Source organism: uncultured Tenacibaculum sp., assembly GCF_947495995.1.
GTDB lineage: Bacteria > Bacteroidota > Bacteroidia > Flavobacteriales > Flavobacteriaceae > Polaribacter.
The window spans coordinates 76386-96806 of record NZ_CANMAX010000001.1 but is presented as its reverse complement, the minus strand read 5'-3'; the positions used below and the strand labels follow the sequence as shown (position 1 = coordinate 96806).

The window sequence follows — 20421 nt, the reverse complement described above, 5'->3', positions numbered from 1 at the left end:
ATCATTTAATTTTTTAAGATGAGAAGAACATTTATTCTTTCTTCTGTAATAACATTATTTGGATTATTTGCCTTTAATACATTACAGAAACCATCAAAAAAGGAAATAGCAAATACGTATGTGGCTATTCCCGATGCAAATTTTGAATCAGCTTTAAATGCTTTAGGTTACGATGATATTCCTGGAGATGGTCAAGTTCCTATTGCGAATATTAATACAGTTACAACTTTAGATGTTTCAAGTAATTCAATTTCAGATTTAACCGGAATAGCGGCGTTTACTGCTTTAGAAGATTTAAACTGTGAAAGTAATTCATTAACTAGTTTAGACGTTAGTTCAAACATAAATCTTAAGACGTTAAATTTTGATAACAATACTGTTGCTTCGTTAAACTTAGGATCAAATTCAAACTTAGATTCAATAGAAGGAAGATACAATCAACTTACAACAATCGATTTAAGTCAGATTCCGAATTTGACTTTTATGAATTTAAGAGATAATTTATTCACGACTGTTGATGTTTCTAATAATATATTACTAAGTACGCTGAATTTACGTGGTTGTTCTAGTTTAACAAGTTTAGATATTTCAAATAATACAGAGTTAGCTTTTTTGTATTTACAAGACACAGCTTTAAATGGATTAGATGTTGCTTCTAATACAAAATTAGAGGTGTTAATTATAGAACGTGTAAATTTTTCTTCAATAGATGTTTCTAATTTATCATTACTAAAGCAATTAAGAATTGGAGATAATAATTTTACTGAACTAGATGTATCAAATAATCCAGCTTTAGAAAGATTAGAATGTGAAAATAATAGTCTAACCTATTTGAATCTAAAGAATGGAAACAATACAATAATTACAAATGGTAATTTTATAGCTACAGGAAATCCATCTCTCTCTTGTATCGAAGTTGATGATCCTACTTGGAGTACAACTAACTGGACTAATATTGATAATACAACTAGTTTTAATTCTTATTGTCGATATACAACCATTTCAGATGCTAATTTCGAAAGTGCTTTAAATACATTAGGCTATGATGATATTGCTGGAGACGGACAAGTTCCTACGGAATTAATTGAAATTGTAACTGATTTAGATGTCAATAGTCAATCTATTTCAAGTTTAAGTGGAATCGAAGATTTTAAAGCATTAGAGAATTTAACCTGTAATGCTAACAGTATTTCAAGTTTAGATGTTTCTCAAAATACAAACCTGAAGTTCTTGAAGTGTAATAATAACAACATGACAAGCCTAACTTTAGGTAGTCTTTCCGAGTTAGAAGATGTATTGGCGTACAGTAATAATTTAACTAGTTTAGATTGTACAAGTCTAACAAGTTTAGATAGAATAAATGTCTCGTTTAATTCAATTACATCATTAGATTTAAGTCAGAACTCAGTGTTAACTTTTATCAGGGTTGATTCTAATAATTTATCATTTTTAAATGTTAGAAATGGAAACAATACAAATGTTACTACGTTCGATTCTTCTACAAATAGTTCGTTGTCTTGTGTTACTGTAGACAGTGTTTCGTACTCAGATACAAATTGGACGAACAAAAACGGAATTACAAATTTCAGTGAAACTCTATATTGTGATTACGTTACTATTCCCGATGCTAATTTTGAATCTAGATTAGAAGCTTTAGGTTATGATGATATTTCTGGAGATGGTCAAGTTCCAGAAGATTTAATAACAAGTGTAACCAGTTTAGATATTTCTGGTCAAAATATTTCAAGTTTAAGTGGAATAGAAAACTTCGAAGCATTATCAATTTTAAATGCTTCAAACAACTTGTTAAATATTTTAGATTTAAGTGGTTTAACAAACCTTACTTCAGTAAATCTAAGTTCAAATTTATTAACTCAGCTAAATATTCGAAACGGAGTCAATACAAATATTACAGGTTTTGATATTACGAATAATGCTAATGTTTGTGTGTTTGTAGATGATAAAGATTATAGTACAACGAATTGGACAAACATTGATTCTGATGGTGGATTTACGGAAACTTCATATTGTAAATACACACTTATTCCTGATTCGAATTTTGAAGCAGAACTAGAAGCTTTAGGTTATGATGATATTTCTGGAGATGGACAAGTTCCTACAGAATTAATCGATGTTGTTACGAGTTTAAATATTTCTAATCAAAGTATTACTGATGTTACAGGAATTGAAGGTTTTCAATTGCTTTCGACTTTGAATGTATCAAACAATACAATTTCATCAATAGATTTAAGTGAGTTGCAAAATTTAACTGCTGTAAATGCAAGTAATAATTCGCTTTCATTTTTCGATATCAGAAACGACAATAATACCAACATTACAACAATCGATATCACAAATAACTCAAGTTTAACCTGTGTTTTTGTTGATGATCCAGATTATGCTACTTCAAATTGGACTCAAATCGACGGTACAGCTTCATTTGTTTCAGATTATTTAGACTGTGGTTATGTAGAAATTCCAGATGTAAATTTTGAAAATGAATTAATAGCTCAAGGTTACGATACGGTTCAAGACGGATTAGTTCTATTATCTTCTGTTGAAAATATTACTCATTTAAATATCAATAATAAAGGGATTTCAGATTTATCAGGAATAGAGTATTTTGCTGAATTAGTTGATTTATCGTGTAAAGACAATAGTTTAACTGTTTTAAATCTACGATACAATACTAAGTTGATTGCTCTAAATTGTGTTCGTAACGATATTGTCGGATTAAATTTAGATTATAACACAAAGTTATCTGCTTTAAATTGTGCTTCTAATGAATTACGTAGTTTAAGTTTAAGAAACGGAGCTAATAGTGTTCACGGTCAATTCAACGCGATTAAAAATGATAATTTAACATGTATAACCGTAGATGATGCAGCTTTTTCAACTGCCAATTGGAACGGGATTGATGCGCATGCTGTTTTTAGTGAAACTAATTGTGGTTATACGTTGATTCCAGATCCGAATTTTGAAACTGCTTTATTTGAGCTTGGTTTAGATGATGCTAAAGAAGATGGGAAAGTTCCAACAGATAGCATAAATACTTTAGTTTCTTTAGATGTTAGTAACCGAGATATTTCTGATCTAACAGGTATTGTTGATTTTACTGCTTTACAAGAGTTGAATGTCTCAGGAAATGAAATCAGTGCTTTAGATTTAACTTTAAATACAAATATTACTAAACTCAACGCTAGCGGTAACAATTTAGAAAGTTTAAATATTAGAAATGGAAATAACACAAACATTTTGGAGTTTGATACAACTTCTAATGATAATCTTTTTTGTGTTTTAGTTGATGATACAACTTATTCTTCTAACAATTGGATAACTATAGATAGTCAAACTGATTTTACAAATACTTCATATTGTAATTACACGGCCGTTCCAAATATTGCTTTTGAAAATTATTTAGAAAGCTTAGGTTATGATGATGCTTCAAGTGATGGACAAGTTCCTACAGACTTGATAAAAGGTATAACAGAATTAGATGTAAGTGGTAAAGGAATTTCTGATTTAACAGGAATTGAAGATTTTAAATCGTTAGAGAAATTAGATGTTTCAAACAATAATTTAATAAGTTTGGATGTAAACAGTTTAAGTTTAAAGATGTTGTCTGTTGGAGAAAATTCAGGATTAACAACATTGGTTTGTAATAATAACGAATTAAGAGCATTAGATTTAACTTCAAATGTATCGTTAACAACCATTCTTGCGAATGATAATAATTTATCTTTTCTAAATTTAAAAAATGGGAATAACGCTGCAATCTCAGCTATAAATATCACTAATAATTCGAATCTTACTTGCGTATTAGTTGAAGATGCAGCTGCAACAACAAGTTGGACGAATAAAGACGTGCAAACACAATATTCAGATACTTATTGTACGTTCGCACACTATAATTTTGCTAGTAATTTAGAAGATTCCACTGGTAGTTACACAGCAAGTTATGTTTTTGAACAAGCTGTAGCCTTAGAGACTAATGCATCGTATTTGGCAACTTCTTCTGGTATGGGTATACAATCTAAACCAAATGAAGGAGTGCAATTACCAGCAGACATAACTCCGTTTTTATTCACAGATGATTCGGTAGAATTTGAGATGAATTTTATATGTACAGACTTAGGAGCTGAGGATGGAAGGAAAAATTTATTTACACTAAAACGTTATGAAGCTCTAAATGCTGCTGGATTTACTTTGTGGGCAGAAGCTACAAGTGCATCAGAATTTACGTTAGGATTGTATTGGAATGACGAGGATTCTTTAGGTGGTGGAGGAGAAGGTATCAATCTAGGAACGTTTGCAATAGGAGAAGAAGTTCATACAAGATTAATAATAGATAGATCTCAGAGAGAATGGTATTTGTACGCTAATAATTACTTTAATTACGGGGCTTTTAGATATGTTTATGATTTAGATTTTCTAATCAATCAAATACAAGATACACCAGTGTATTTAGGTGATTTTTATAGTAAAATAGGGAATCTAGTATCTACTGTTGTTATCGATGATTTTAGTATACATATTCCTGCAAAACCTAGCGATGTAGATCTATTAGAGAGTGCTCTGACACAAATGACAGATCACATTTTAGGTAATATTACACTTACTTCCGAGCAAACTAAAGATTATGAGTTTGATATTTTGTCAAACCTTCGTTACAATTATATGAATGCTAGAACAGAAGTGGATAATTATTTAACTGCTTTTGAAGATAATTTTGATCCTTTATTTCAAGATAGAACTAAGGTAAACGTGTTTGATTTATCATCAGAGCAAATAATAGCATTCTTCCTACAACAAGATATTATTGATAATGCCTTTACTCCTGATAATATTGATAATGTTATCGGAACAAAATTTGAGTTTTCAGAAATTTATCCTGGTCCAGTTGCTGATGGAGCTCCTCGAGTAACAGATGGTATAATCCCTATAAATTCCACCTATCAACTGGATCCAGGTTATGAGTTAATGGGGCAAGACAAAGGAGTATATCGACCAACAGGATATTATGCTGCTCCCGGTGAATTAGTAACAGTTACAGTACCATCTTCTATTGTTGGACAAAGATTTGAAGTTATAGTTGGTGCGCCATCTAGAGATTTATATAGTGTTTCAAAAATTAATAGATACTATAGAATTAGTACTAAATTTGAGATTACTTCAGAAACTACCAAAGTAGGAAATCCTTTAGGAGGAGTTATCTACATCAAAGTTCCTGCGGAAGTTAATTTTGGTTGGGTAGATTTTACATTTAATGGAGCGGTAAAGTCTCCTTATTTTAGAATGGTAACAGGCCAATCAACTAATCTAGCAGAGTTTCAAAACGACATGGCGAATGCTTATGTGAATTGGGTTGATATGGAATCTGATAGAATGATGTTTTTAATTCCCAGAGATTTAGTTGATGTTGCTGATCCAACTGAGATAATGAATACATGGAATTCTATGTGGGATGCTTTTTCAACTGCGGCAGGAAGACCAGTTGATAAAATTAGGCCGGAATATTGGTTGGTAGATTGTGGAGGTATAAATAATGCTGCAGGATATCCTTCTGATATTGAGTTTGAATCTTACCAAGGAACAACACGAGATTTAACATGGAATCCATTGCGAGTAATGGATGAAGATTATATCACAAATTATCCTTCTACAATTTTTCATGAAATGGGTCATACTATGTTATTGCCAGAGCCACCAGGAGAATCGGAAGCAATAATTCAATTATGTGGCGCTCCCATGTTAGTTTCAGCTTTAGGATTTGATATTGATGAGGTATTGTTAATTCTAGATAATCAGAAGCATGATCGTGATTTAGCAGCGATGTATTGGATGACGGCTTATAATTTTAGGAATAATCAACCTATGAAATGTGATCCAACGTTAGATTCAACTGTGTGTGATGAAATATCATATCAAATTAGAGGAGCAATGAAATGGCATGAAATTGCTTCATTATACGATTATGAAACTTTAGGAGAGATTCAAAAAGTATTTTATGATGAATGGGCAAAAAATGATAGTAATGATCCTTCTAATCCTGGTTCTATAACAAGAGAGGAATTGATTAGAGCAGCTACAGAAGCAACAGGAATCAATTTAACTCCGTTATTGCATTTTTGGGGATATATTCCTGAAGAAGAATTAAGAGAAGAGTTTGATGATTTTGCTCCAAGTTCAGAGTTTTGCGATCGTTTAGAATATTATCGACGTTTAATTCCACGTACACAAGCAGAATATAAAACTTGGCACGATGCTTTAATTGCGACTACAAATTCAAATCATTTTGATCGATTGACAGATATCTATGACAATTGGGAAACTGAAGATATTTCAGGTCAAATTTTAGCACAAATAGATTATTTAGCTGGTTTGTATTGCGATAAAACAACAGTAGAATCTAAAGTTTTTCTACAAGGAACAGCAATAAATCCAAATACAGGAGAAGAAAGTTTAATGCGAGACGATTTAAGAGTAGGAGGACATTTACCAAATACAAGTCCGTATGAAGACGCAGTAATTTATGATGCTTCAGTTTTTGATGTTGCTGGAGATAATGCAATTGTAGATTGGGTTTGGGTAGAGTTAAGAGATGCTTCAGATGTTAATACAGTAATAAAAGGAAAATCTGCTGTTTTACAAAGAGATGGAGATATAGTAGAAATGGTAAATGGTAAAGAACGAAGTTTGTTTTTTAATGTTGCTGCTGGCGATTATTATGTAGCAGTAAATCATAGAAATCATTTAGGAATAATAACGGCAAATCCTATTACATTATCGGTTACACCTAATAAATTAGACTTAAGTAATGATGCAAATAGTATTAATGGAGGAACAAATGCTGTAGTTATACTCAAAAACGGATTGTATGCTCTAGTTGCAGGTGATTATGATGAAAATGGGCAGGTTCAAAATACAGATATAAATGCAGTTATTTCTTTATTAGGAGGTTCAGGTTATAATAAAGCTGATATAGATATGAACGGACAAATTCAAAACTCAGATATCAATAATTTATTAAATCCGAATTCAGGAAAAGGACAACAGTTTTAAATTGAGAGTGTATATGTTTCATACAGGGATTGCCTGTATTACTACTTAAGACCGAGATTTTATATCTCGGTTTTTTTATTTAATTATTTTGATTAGCGGGGTAATTAACATAAACACCTTGTACGTAAGCTGTTCTTTCTGAAGTTGTTTTTTCTGATGGTGTTAGTGTTAAACTAATGGCGTTTGTATTTTTACCCATAAGCTGTAATGTATCTTGCTCAACTTTATATTCTTCTGCAATTATTTGATTTAAAAAATAGACTTTTACAATATTCCATGTTTGCAAAAAAGCATCTACGTCGTTTAGATTCTCTACAGTTAAATCAATTATAAAATTAGGAAGTTTAGAAATCATAGCGCCAGTGATATGTCCGAATGGACCATCATCATTGAAGTTAATGTTTGGTGTAGGAAAAAAATGATATCCAGTATGATCCGTTCTTTTGTTTTCAATGCTTTTAAGAATAGGTTCCATCCAGTACCAAAACTTAGATTTGTTAAACTCTTTAGGTTGAAAGTAAACATTACAGAGTCCATTAAATATGGCTGTAACTTTAAGTTTTCCTTGAGCTATATTCAATAAGTCTTCAAAATTATTTCCTTCTTTAATAATATCAATAACATCATCTAAAGGGCCTTTAAAATTCTCATTATTATCAACATTGATAGATATTCCATTTTCATTTTTAATAACTTCAAGTTCTAGTGTTGTTTTTTTTGAGCTGTCATTTAGTTTACTCTCTATTTCTTTTACAGAAGGTGAAAAAGTATACATTGGTCGTAATCCATCTGTGGTTTTCATAGCTCCATTAACAAGACTTGGTTCTTGTACTGCATTTAAAGCATCTTCAAGCATGCCGGCATTCAAAGAAACCAGATTAATAAATTTACTACTTGTTCTAAGTAAAGAAAGATAATCTGTTAAGCAAGGAAAAATAGCATTAGCTTCAATAGGAGCATTGGTTAATAAATCTTCTGGTTTTGTTGAGTTTTGTAACTGAATAAAAGTAACTGGTGGAGATGCCCATTGATTAAGAATCACATCGAAGATTTGATCAATAGTGAAATATTCGTTAGGATTGTTTTGTGAGTAAATAGAGTTCCAAGTTTTAACAATTTGTAACTGGAGTAATTCTATATCATTACTAAGTTTTATGAGTCTATTTTGATCATCACTGGATAATGAAAAACTAATATTAGCTAAACATTCAATAAAAACATTAGTAAAAGTTGATCCTAATTGTTGTTCGTACGGAAACGTATTAGGTTTTAAATTGGCATTAATCCAGTTGAATGTTTTTATGTTAAAAGCAAGTGAGCTAGGATCTTCCCAAAAATATGGAAAGTTTCCAAGACCTCCAGTTTTGAAAGGTTGCAACTTGTTTTTATCTGATAGTAACCTTCCTTTTTTAAAAGCAATTTGATTAGAGCTTTTTTCAAATATTTTTAATAAGATAGCATTAGTCATAATAGAGAAAGTAACACCCTAACATTGATTTAATATTAGGGTGTTTTTTATTTGATTTAAATAGTTTTTATTGGTAACAATTGAGTTACTATGCACCTGGGAATTCAGTGATAGCTCCTAAAATCCATCCCATTGAATCTACATTAGTACCTGCAACTAATTCAGCAGGAGGATCTAATGTTATAGTAACAGATTGTGAAGAAGCATCTACTTTTACTGAATGTTTGTAAGTACTTTGACTAGCACTTCCTAAAGGAATACCTAAGAAAGACATTTTTACTTTAGTTTCTTGTCTAAATTCCTTTTCAATACGTTCGTAATTAGATCCGGTAACTTTTATTACAATTGAAGGGTAATTAGCTATAGCTACTCCAGATGTAAGTCCGAAATCACCATTTCTATCAAAGTCAATTTGTGGATTAGGAGAAAACTTAAATCCAGAAACATCATTATCTTTATTCTTAATTGCATCTAAGATTGGTTCCATAAAGAACCAGTTTTTGTTAGTAGACTTTTCAAAAGCCAAAGGAGCATATTGCACCAATGTTGGTCCTGAATAAGTCATATTAATAGAAATTGAATTTTCAGAAATTGCAATTTCATCTTGGAAATAACTAGCATTTCCTCCAATACCTAAAGTGAAAAAACTTAATATTGGAATTCTAAAACCAGTACCACCGCTAACGCTAACTGTAAATTGTTCTTCGTCATATCTGCTTACTTCAGTATTAAGTTCAATTTTATTTGAGCTTTTTAAACTGTTAATAATATCACTAATTGGAGTAGCCACTTCCCAAGCAGGATAAGTTTCACTTCCAATAGTTAATCCTCCATTTTTAGCAGACGGATTTTGTACAGCGTCTAAAGCTTTAGCTAAATATCCATTGTTAAGTGATACTGCATTTTGTAAAGAAACTGCACTTCCAAGCGCATTTAAATAATTAGCTAATAAAGGAAGAATAGGTTTTCCAGAAGCGGGAGTGTTTCCTAATAATTGATTTAAGTTAGTTGCACTCTGAATATCCATTAATGTTACTGGTGGTTCAGAAGCCCACTCGTTACAAATAGTAGACATAATTTCGTCTATAGGATGGTTTCCAGAAGGAAGTCCGTAGATTTCATTCCATTGTCTTAATAAAGCACCTTGTTGATCTACTGCATTAGAATTAGCATCATTTAAAACAGTTTGGTCTGCTTTCGAAAGACTATAAGAAATAGCAGCTAAAGCTTTGATAAATTGATTTGTAAAAGTGCTTCCTGGAGCAAATTCATAAGGAACTTGATCTGGAGCTAAAAGGCTGTTAATCCATTTTAATGTTTTTAAATTGAATTGTAAGTTATTTGGGTTTTGCCAATAATAAGGGAAGTTTCCTTCTCCACCTGTTGCAAATTCAGATAATTCTTTGCTTCCTAGTGCTGTTCCTAATAGTTTTGATGCTTGAGAACGTAATTCTGCAATAATAGCTTCAGCTTGTACCGTTGGTAATTCTGCTACTGCGCTCATAATTTGAATGATTTATAAAAGGTTTCCTACTCTATTGTATAGGCTTTTCGGATACTGCCTAAAGTTAAAAAGGTGTAAAAAGGTAGCTACTCAATTAAGTTTTGGTGATTAACTTCATTATAAAACTAAAATGATAATCCAAATAAAAATCAACAAAGTCTTTGATTGTAAGTTATTTAGGTATGGGTGTTCTTTCAGGAAGCACGAAATAAATCTTATTCCTATTGATTTAATAAAAAGTAGGAATAAGTTGAGGTTTAGAAGATTGTTAAAACAAAAAAGCTCTGAAATAATCAGAGCTTTTTGAGTGGTACCTCCAGGAATCGAACCAGGGACACAAGGATTTTCAGTCCTTTGCTCTACCAACTGAGCTAAGGTACCATGCTTATTAGCGGGTGCGAATATATAATTTTTAACTTAATAACTACACAATAAATTTAAATTTTATTGCTCTTTGTTTATTGTAATAAAAATACATTCTCCTAATATGCTATTATTGAAAACTTTCGAGTTTTTTTAATTAGAAAAAAGTTTAAAGATTTTTTGAATTCAGAATTAGAAAAGAAAATAATTAAAGTTTCTCATTATTTAGAAAACTATCGGTATAAATAAGAGGTAATGATAATTTATTTTAGAAGAAGTGTATTAAAATAAAAAAAGCCCTGAAATAATCAGGGCTTTTGAGTGGTACCTCCAGGAATCGAACCAGGGACACAAGGATTTTCAGTCCTTTGCTCTACCAACTGAGCTAAGGTACCAGCTTGTTAGCGGATGCAAATATATAACAGTTTTTTGAATTGAGCCAAATAAAAATGTAAAATTTCTATTATAAATTTGTTGCCACTATAAAATTTAAGGATGGATTTAATTATCGATGTTGGTAATACTAGAGTAAAAGCAGCTGTTTTTGAAAAAGATAGCGTAATAGAACTTTTTATTTTTGATAAAGAAGAAATTTTAGCTGAAGTCAAAAAAATTTCAAAAAAATATCCAATTCAAGACGCAATAATATCTGCAGTAGCAAAATTGAGTGATGAAAAGTTAGAAAAACTACACGAAATTTTAAATCTAATTGAGTTAGATAATGAAACAAGTGTTCCTTTTTTAAATAAATATGGTACACCAAAAACCTTAGGTGTAGATCGAATTGCTTTGGCTGCATATGCAAGTAATAAATATCCGAATAAAAATATTTTACTTATAGATGCAGGGACATGTATTACATTCGATTTTGTAAATGAAAACAATGAATATTTAGGCGGGGCAATTTCTCCAGGATTAAAAATGAGATATCAATCGTTAAATAATTACACCTCAAAACTTCCGCTATTAAATTCCAAAGTACCTCAAGATTTTATTGGAAAGAATACACAAGAGTCTATACATTCAGGGGTGGTAAACGGTCTATGTAGAGAAATAGATGGTGTCATTACACAGTATATAGATAAATATCAACATTTAACAGTACTTTTAACAGGAGGAGACACAAAATTTTTGGCTATACAATTAAAAAATGACATATTTGCCAATCCAAATTTGGTTTTGGAGGGATTATATCAAATATTGACTTATAACAGAGCGAATGATTAAGCGATTTTTTATTGTAGTATTAGTACTAATTTCAATAAAGATAACAGGGCAAAGGAACAGTTCATCTCCTTATTCTTTTTTCGGAATAGGTGAAGAAGTAGGAAGAGGAACAATTGAGCAAGCTTCAATGGGAGGAATAGGTGTTGCACAAAAAGACATTTATCACTTAAATTTTATAAATCCAGCAGCAACTGCTGATTTAAGATTCGCAACTTACGGTATCGGAGGAGAGCTTTCTCTTTTAAATGTAAGTACCGAAACAGCAAGCGAAACGAATAATACTACAAGTTTACGATATATAGCACTTGGTATTCCAATCGGAAAAAAAGCAGGTTTTATGGCTGGTCTACAACCAGTTTCTAATGTAGGATATGCTTTACTTACAAATATCTTAGACGCTGACGATAATATAACTGAAGCTACAAGATTTAGTGGTTCAGGAGGAACAAACAGGCTTTTCGGAGGTTTTGGTGTTAATGTTTATAAAGGTTTGGCTTTAGGATTAGAAGCTGCTTTTATTTTCGGAAACATCGATAATAACACAATCAACCAAAGAGCAGGTGTTGCTTTAGCAACAAAATACGAAAGAAATGCAACTGTAAGAGGAAGTCAGTTAAAATTAGGTGCTCAATATAAATTTAAATATAAAGATTTAGATGTTATTTCTGGAGCAGCAGTTCAATTAGAAAATGACTTCACTTTATCTGGTAGAGAGCGTATTTTCTCTTTTTCTTTTGCATCTAGTGGTAGAGAAGTGCCAAGAGATACTTTATACGACAGAGGAATTACTGGTAAATTATCTGTGCCTTTAAAAACAATCATTGGTGTTGGAGTAGGTAAAGAAAATAAATGGTTTGCTGGTATCGACTACGAAACTCAAGGAGCATTTTCAAACCAAGGAGATTTAATCCAAGGAACTTCATACAGATTTGAATCATCAAATAGATTATCATTAGGAGGATTTTATATACCAAAGATTAATTCGATTTCAAGTTATTGGGATAGAATTACTTATAGGGCTGGTTTGCGTTTTGAAGACACTGGTTTATTGGTAGATGGAACAGGAACAGGAAATAATTTTACTTCAATAACCGATTTTGGCATAAATGTTGGTTTTGGTTTACCATTACCAAAACAATTATCCAGTTTAAATCTTGGATTTGAGTATGGACAAAAAGGAGTAACAGCAAATAACCTTATAAAAGAGAGTTATTTTAATGTAAGATTGAGTCTTTCATTGAATAGTAACAATTGGTTAAAGAAGAGACAAATAGATTAATTAAACGATAATTATGAAAAAAATTACGTATTTATTCACAGGATTATTCCTATTAACTATAGGAGTAAAAGCACAAGGAAATCAAGATTGTACTATAAAGTACAACTTGTTTAAAGGAAACTATACAACTAAAAAATATGAGCAAGCTAAGCCAGATTTAGATTGGTTAATGACGAACTGTGCAACGCTTTCTGTAAATATTTATAAGTATGGAGCTAAGATTGCAGATAAAACTAAAGATGCTACTTTAGCAAAGAAAGTTTACGATGGTAGGTTAGCTAATTTCCCTAAGAAAGGAGTAGCAAAAGCACACAATGATTATGCTACCTTTTTAATTAAAAATAATTTAGGAACAGATGATGAGATTTTCAACATCTTAGAAAAGGCATACAAGATTTCTCCTAAAGACATGGGGGTGAAAAATATCTTTAGATATTTTAACGGTATTGTTAAAAAATACAAAGATGCAAATCCACAAAAGGTTTTTGATACGTATGATGATGTAATGGAATCTGTTGGAGAGAAATTAGATGACTACAACAAGAAGTTAAAGCCATTATTAGAAGGTGATTCTTTAGGAACTTTAGATGCAAAGCAAAAGAAAAAATTAAAGATATATACAACAAACTCGAAGGCTTTAGGTCAAGTTGAAGGAGGATTAGATGCTGCAATTTCTAAATTAGCTACATGTGAAAGATTAATTCCAATCTACACTAGAGATTATGAAGCGAATAAAGCAAACGGTGTTTGGTTAAAGAGAGCGGTATCGAGAATGTACAATAAAGGATGTCAAGAAGATCCATTATTTGAAAAATTAGTTACTTCTTATGCTGATGTTACTCAATCTGCAGATGCATTAAACTTTGCTGCTGGTGTATTAGAGAAAAATGGAGATGCTAAAGGAGCTGCTGCAATGAGAAAGAAAGCTTTCGATTTAGAAACAGATCCAATCAAGAAAGGAAGATTAAAGTTAAGAGAAGCTCAAGGTACTCGTAATAAATCTAGAGCTAGAGCTTTAGCTTACGAAGCATTAAAGTATAACCCTAACATGGGTAAAGCATATTTATTCATCGCAAGTTTATATGCTAAGAGTGCAAACTCTTGTGGTACTGATGTATTCGAAAAGAAAATGACTTATGTTGCTGCATTAAACAAAGCAATGAAGGCGCAAAGAGTTGATCCAGGTTCTGGAGCAGGAAGATATATTAGAAGTTACAAGAAAAATGTTCCTTCTAAAAAAGAAATTTTCCAAAAAGGTGTTGCACCAGGAAGTTCTTTCAGAGTTAAGTGTTGGATTGGTGAATCAGTTCGCGTACCAAATAACTAATGAGAACTTTATATAAAAATATATTTCAAAGCATTGCTGCCATTTTTATGGTGGCAATGTTTTTTTCGTGTACCAACGATACTAAAAAAGTAAGAGATTTTTTAGCGGACAAAAACTTACCAATTGCTACCGGAAAAGATGTTTTTCATGTGTATAAAGATTCAGGAAAAGTAACTTCTAAGTTAATAACTCCAATCTTAAAAGACTTTACGAATAAAGGTCATGCATACAATGAATTCCCTAACGGAATTAAAATTGTTACCTATGAAAATGAAGGTAAAGATTCTACTACAATTACTGGTAATTATGCATTAACTTACACTTCAACTAGAGTTTCTGAAATAAAAGGAAATGTTGTAGTACTTAATCATACGAACCAAAGAAGATTAGAAACAAATCAATTGTTTTGGGATCAAAGAGAGAAGTATTTCTTTACCGAAGATGGTTTTAGAGTAACTAGTATTAAAGATACAATCAATGGTTTTGGTTTTGAATCAAAGCAAGATTTATCAGGATGGTTACTTAAAGATATAACAGGACAAGTAGAGGTTCAAAAAGAGGAATTATAATGAACAAAATATGGAAATATACCCAATACGGTTATTTAGTTGTTGGGATCATTTTTTTAGTAGAAGGAATTTTAAAGTGGAATTCTAATAGAGAACAAGCATATTTTATGTTTGGTTTTGCTATTTTTATAACTCTCATTTTTTTATTTAAACGTAATTTTAGAAAAAAAATAGAAGAGAGGAATAATCAGCAAAAATGAGTTATGAAATTTTAATCATATTTGGATCAATATTCTTTTCAGCCTTTTTTTCGGGTATGGAAATAGCCTTTGTTTCGGCTAATAAATTACATATCGAATTAGAAAAAAAAGGTGAAGGATTATTATCTAAAATCCTTTCAAAAATAACTGCAAATTCTTCTAGATTTATTACTTCAATGCTAGTTGGTAATAATATAGCATTGGTAATTTACAGTTATTTTATGGGAGAGTTGTTAATGAGGTGGTTTCAAAACTTTCTTCCTTCAGATTTTCTTATCGTCAATACATTATTTAAAGATTTAGAATTATTAACTCAAACAGTAATTTCTACTCTAATCATCTTAGTCACTGCTGAGTTTTTACCTAAAGCACTTTTTAGAATTTATGCAAATGAAGCTTTAAAATTGTTTGCTTTACCTGCTTATGGTTTTTACATTTTATTTTATGTTCTATCTGGATTAATTTCTAGAATTTCTGATTTCTTTCTTCGAGTTTTCTTTAAAGCAGAAAAAGATGAAGTTCAAACAGAGTTTAGCAAAGAAGAACTTGGAAATTACATCTCTGAGCAATTAGAAACCAAAAAAGAACACGAAGAATTAGATTCTGAAATACAGATTTTTCAAAATGCATTAGTTTTTCATAAAGTTAAAGCCAGAGAAATTATGGTTCCTAGAACCGAAATCATGGCCGTCGATTTACATGAAACTGTAACTAATTTGAAGAATACTTTTATAGAAACAGGTTATTCTAAAATCTTAGTTTACAAGAATTCGCTAGATGATATTATCGGTTATGTAAATGCTTTTGAATTGTTTAAAAGACCAAGATCGATAAAATCTATTTTATTACCTGTTGAGTTTGTGCCAGAATCGATGATTATTAACGATGTACTTAATGTGTTAATTAAAAAACGAAAAAGTATAGCAGTTGTTGTCGATGAATATGGTGGAACTTCAGGTATTATCACAGTAGAAGATATTGTTGAAGAATTATTCGGAGAAATAGAAGATGAACATGATAATCAAGTACTTTTAGAAGAGAAAATAAATGATCATGAATTTAATTTCTCAGCACGATTAGAAGTAGATTATTTAAATGAAGAATATAATTTAGATATTCCTAAAGAGGAGGCTTACGAAACTTTAGGTGGTTTTATAATTAACCACACAGAAACAATACCAGAACAAGACGAAGAATTATTAATTGAAAACTTCCAAATTATAATTTCAAAAGTAAGTTCTACAAAAATTGACACAATTAACTTCAAAGTGTTAAATAAAGAAAGTTAAATAGATCAAAAAGATCATTGAATTTCTACAGCTAAAACCATTAAAAACATTGCATTATTAAATGTGAAATTGTATTTTCGCACACTGTATATAAAATAAACATAAAATGGCAGTTTTATCGAAAATTAGAGAGCGTTCATTGTTCTTAATTCTTGTAATAGGTTTAGCATTATTTGCTTTTGTATTAGATCCATCTACATTATCAGACTTTTTTAACTCAAGTAAAATTAATGAGGTAGGAGAGGTTAACGGAGAATCAATTTCTCGTCAAGAGTTTGCACAAGCTTTAGACAATTACAGAACTCAAACTGGAAATAGAGTTTCTGAAATGCAATCTGCAAAGAATGTTTGGGAAAACTTAGTACGTCAAAAAATATACGATAGCCAATTAGAAGAAGCAGGAATTACTGTTGGAGAGGCTGATATTTTAAATGATCTTTACGAGAAAGAGTTCATCAAAAATGATCCTAGATATCAAACTTCAGGAGTTTTTGATAAAGAAAAGTTCAAAGAGTTTTTAGCGACAATTAGAGCTGAAGATGGTGAGCAATGGAAAGCATGGGGAGAGTACATGAGCAATGTAAAGAGTGCTTTACAAAAAACAACTTACGATAACTTAGTAGCTGCTGGTTTAGGTGCTTCATTAGAAGAAGGTAAAGCTGAGTATTTTAGTGAAAATACAAAAATGAGTGGTGATTTAGTGTATTTACCATTTACTAGTGTAGCAGATTCTTTAGTTCAAATTACTAAAGGTGATGTAAAGAAATATGTTGATGCTCATGCTTCAGAATTTGAAGTTGAAGCTTCTAGAGATATTAGTTTTGTGAAATTCGAAATTAAAGCAACTCCTGAAGATGAAAATAGTATCAAAGCTGAAGTAGCAAAATTAATCAACGATAACGGAAATGATAAAGGTCTTAAGAACACAGCAGACTACGTTGATTTCTTAGAGTATAATAAATCAGATTTACCGTTAAACGATAATATCCAATTTAAAGGACAAGTTCCTCAAGTAATTGCTGATACTTTATTCAACGGAAATGTAGGAGATGTTTTTGGTCCTTATAAAGATCAAGAGTTTTTCAAATTATCTAAGATTACTGAAGTTTTAGAGATTCCTGATTCGGTAAAAGCGAGGCACATCTTAATTCCTTTTATTGGTTCAAATTCTGCAACTCCAGAAACTAAGGAAACAGAAGACCAAGCTAAAGCTAAAGCAGATAGTATTGCTGACATTGTAAAGAAGAACAATTCAAAGTTTGCTGATTTAGCTAAAGAATTTTCTCAAGATAAATCTAATGCAGATAAAGGAGGAGATTTAGATTGGTTCTCTTACAACAGAATGGTGCCTGAGTTTAGAGACTACTCTTTCAATAACAAAAAAGGAGATGTTGGAGTTGTGAAAACTATGTTTGGTTTCCACGTAATTGAAATCCAAGATCAAAAGAACTTCCAAAAAGCTATCAAATTAGCAACATATGCTCGTAAGATTGAAGCTTCAGAAGAAACGGAAAATAATATTTACCAAAATGCAGAAACTTTTGCTCAAGCTATTTCTGCAGGAGGAAAAATTGACGCTTTAGCTAAAGAGAAAAGTTTAACAGTTTCTCCGGCTATGGGATTAAAAGAATTAGATGAAAATGTTGGTACTTTAGGTGCAGAAAGACAAATCATCACTTGGGCTTTTAGTAAGGATTTAGAAATCGGAGACTACAAGCGTTTTGATATCGATGGTGGTTATGTAGTAGCTACTTTAACAGGAGTTACTGAAAAAGGTTTAATGTCTGTTGATAACGCAATTTCTAGAGTTCGTCCAATCTTAACAAATGAAAAGAAAGCTGAAATTTTAAGTGCAAAGTTACAGGGAACTACATTAACTGATATCGCTACTGCAACTAAGCAATCTGTAAGAAAATTCAGTGATATCACATTAAAATCGCCAACTATTACAGGAATCGGATTTGAGCCTAAGGTTGTTGGAGCAATGTTAAGTGCTAAAGAAAACGAAGTAAAGAATAAAGTAGTAGGAGATAGAGGTGTGTATGCTTTTGTAATTACAAAGAGAGAATTACCAGCAGATTTACCAAACTACGATACTTACAGAAAGCGTTTAGCTAATCAAAGAAAGAATCAAACTTACAATATGTATCAAGCTGTTAAAAAAGCTTCAGATATTGATAATAATGTAGGTAAAACATATTACGGTGTTGGTCAAGCACAGCAATAAGAAATTTATTTTATAAACAAGAAAAAGCCGAGTTAGTAATATCTCGGCTTTTTTATTTGATCATTTAAAAAATTACTTCTTTATAATTTTAAAACTCTTTTTTAAGTTACCTTTTTCTACAGTTAATATATATAAACCACTCGCTAAAGAGGAGATTCCTTTGGTTAGTTTATAGTTATTGTCAGTACTAAAGTTTTCAGTTGTTTTCAATTGACCATTTAAATTGAAAATTGAAACGTTTATATTTTGAGAATTTCCATTAGAAATTAACTCAATATGATCACGAATTATAGTTGATTTTAAACTAATATTTAAAGAAGCTTCACTTTTAATTTCCTCTACTACGTCTTTTGAAGTTAGTTTTCCAACAGTAAAACCTGAAATAATAGAACGAGTAAAGTCTTTATGTTTTCCTGTAATATGAATACTGTAAACACCATCTGAAAAATCAGAAGTATTCAGTATAAATTTTCTATTATTTAGAGAAAGCGGATAGATGAAAGAATCTCCATCTAAAGGTTGACCAAGAAGATTACTAGTTTTAGTAATCACAGCATTAACTTCAATTAGTTGTAAAGGAATAGTAAGATCATCAAATTCAACTGATATATTTTGTTCTTCCTTTTGAGTTTGATATTTCATTTTTGGTCCATTTGGAAAGTGAACAAAAGCGGCGAATTTAGAATTTGCGTTTAAATGTTCTACATCTTTTATTACATAAGAACTACTATAAATCGCTACTGGATTTTTGCTTTTAGTTTTATGAATTGGTTGTAACGCTTTTTTATCTGATAGTAGTTTGAAGTCTTGAAGTTCCTTTTCATGGAAAACCTCAACTAAAGCTTCTTGATCATCATTCATAATTATTTTATCATAACTATTTTCTGAATTGATTATTTGATAATCACTAATGATGTAAGCTGCTTCTTGTTCTTGTTTATTAGTAGTTTTTTTACCGTTTATATTGCTGTTTAAATAAGGTTTTATAGTATTCCATACATATTGTCCTAAAGCAACATCAATGTGGTCTAATTTAGCTTCTCCTTTGTTGAAAAGATAAGTAGCTCCTGGACGTAAAGAACTACTGTAAGGTGTAACACCGTCGTTTGTTCCTTGAGCTAAATATAAAATCCCGCCACTAGTAAACATTAAAGGAGCTAAAATTGTATGTCCGTTCTTAAAACCAGATGCACCAAGAATTATAAACTTTTCAGGTTGATTATTTGGAGCATTATCAAAAAGAGGTCGAACTACGTCTCTACAGTAATAAGTTGTAGATGTTGCTGCGCCTTCATTTAAGCCAGTATTTTTCCAAATCCAATTAAACCACCATTTTTGTGATACATCAGCGAGATAAGTTCCCCAATATGGTGTGCCGAGGGCAATAACTTTTTTTACTTTATTTCTTTTGTTGAAAGAAAACATTGCCGCTTCAGCAGCTTTTCCACCATTACTATGTGCAATAACAGTCAGATCATTTACACTGTATTTATTGGTAATAATATCTATAGATTCAGCAAGCAGTTCACCATTTTTCCATAGACCTTCACCTCTTGTGGTAGCTACAAATACAACTTGGTAACCAGCATTGTATGCATCTTGATAAAAAGTATTGTTAGTAAAGAATAATTGATTTAAATCGATGTATCCATGATTAAATAGTAGTACTTCACCATTATAGTTTGATGGCCGTTCTCCATAATGAATTGTAGATTTAATAAGTGGACCAATAAAAAAAGAACTGAGTTCGTTAGGAGAGGGAAGTTGTTTTTCAATAAAATTTTGAGAAAATAAAAACAACGGGAGGGCTAGTGCTACTATTAGCGCTTTAATTTTGGTTTTCATAAATAAGGGTTTATTTGTTAACGTATTTAAATATAGTTAAAAAATTAACATATATTTTAAA

At 31.0% G+C, this 20421-nt stretch carries 10 protein-coding genes and 2 tRNA genes; 7 read left to right on the top strand and 5 right to left on the bottom strand.

The features are described 5' to 3' along the window. Positions 1–18 precede the first annotated feature (18 nt). Positions 19–7062 (top strand): M60 family peptidase N-terminal accessory domain-containing protein, encoded by a 7044-nt coding sequence (locus Q1A15_RS00435; RefSeq protein WP_299617259.1) that lies wholly within the window; start codon positions 19–21, stop codon positions 7060–7062. A 79-nt stretch (positions 7063–7141) separates the two neighbouring features. On the opposite strand, the gene Q1A15_RS00430 is transcribed toward Q1A15_RS00435, so the two are convergent. The 4 genes from Q1A15_RS00430 to Q1A15_RS00415 form a co-directional block, all read right to left on the bottom strand. After that, a complete protein-coding gene (locus tag Q1A15_RS00430; protein ID WP_299617258.1) occupies positions 7142–8530 on the bottom strand; it encodes a hypothetical protein in 1389 nt (462 codons plus the stop codon). Between the two features lie 88 nt (positions 8531–8618). Continuing rightward, on the bottom strand, positions 8619–10034 hold the full coding sequence (locus Q1A15_RS00425; protein WP_299617257.1) for a lamin tail domain-containing protein: 1416 nt from the start codon (positions 10032–10034) through the stop codon (positions 8619–8621). A gap of 308 nt (positions 10035–10342) precedes the next feature. Beyond that, positions 10343–10415: transfer RNA gene (locus Q1A15_RS00420), tRNA-Phe, on the bottom strand. Positions 10416–10719: 304 nt separating this feature from the next. Next, positions 10720–10792: transfer RNA gene (locus Q1A15_RS00415), tRNA-Phe, on the bottom strand. 100 nt (positions 10793–10892) lie between these two features. On the opposite strand from Q1A15_RS00415, the gene Q1A15_RS00410 reads away from it, so the two are divergent. The 6 genes from Q1A15_RS00410 to Q1A15_RS00385 all read left to right on the top strand — a co-directional run bounded on the left by Q1A15_RS00410 (position 10893) and on the right by Q1A15_RS00385 (position 18515). Continuing rightward, the gene (locus tag Q1A15_RS00410) at positions 10893–11624 is read left to right on the top strand and encodes a type III pantothenate kinase (RefSeq protein ID WP_299617256.1); all 732 of its coding nucleotides are present in this window, start codon (positions 10893–10895) and stop codon (positions 11622–11624) included. Continuing rightward, positions 11617–12903 (top strand): hypothetical protein, encoded by a 1287-nt coding sequence (locus tag Q1A15_RS00405; protein WP_299617255.1) that lies wholly within the window; start codon positions 11617–11619, stop codon positions 12901–12903. Before Q1A15_RS00410 ends, Q1A15_RS00405 begins: the two co-directional genes overlap by 8 nt. A gap of 13 nt (positions 12904–12916) precedes the next feature. Next, positions 12917–14230 carry a hypothetical protein gene (locus Q1A15_RS00400; protein ID WP_299617253.1) on the top strand — a complete coding sequence of 438 codons (1314 nt, stop codon included), beginning with the start codon at positions 12917–12919 and terminating at the stop codon, positions 14228–14230. Beyond that, a complete protein-coding gene (gene lptC, locus Q1A15_RS00395) occupies positions 14230–14799 on the top strand; it encodes an LPS export ABC transporter periplasmic protein LptC (RefSeq protein ID WP_299617251.1) in 570 nt (189 codons plus the stop codon). Before Q1A15_RS00400 ends, lptC begins: the two co-directional genes overlap by 1 nt. A 196-nt stretch (positions 14800–14995) precedes the next feature. Beyond that, positions 14996–16288, top strand: a complete 1293-nt coding sequence (locus Q1A15_RS00390; RefSeq protein WP_299617249.1) for a hemolysin family protein — start codon at positions 14996–14998, stop codon at positions 16286–16288. A gap of 106 nt (positions 16289–16394) precedes the next feature. Then, positions 16395–18515: a peptidylprolyl isomerase gene (locus Q1A15_RS00385; RefSeq protein WP_299617247.1), complete on the top strand. Its 2121-nt coding sequence runs from the start codon at positions 16395–16397 to the stop codon at positions 18513–18515. A 72-nt stretch (positions 18516–18587) separates the two neighbouring features. Here the strand turns inward: Q1A15_RS00385 and Q1A15_RS00380 are convergent, their stop codons facing one another. After that, positions 18588–20360: a T9SS type A sorting domain-containing protein gene (locus Q1A15_RS00380; protein WP_299617245.1), complete on the bottom strand. Its 1773-nt coding sequence runs from the start codon at positions 20358–20360 to the stop codon at positions 18588–18590. Positions 20361–20421 lie beyond the last annotated feature (61 nt).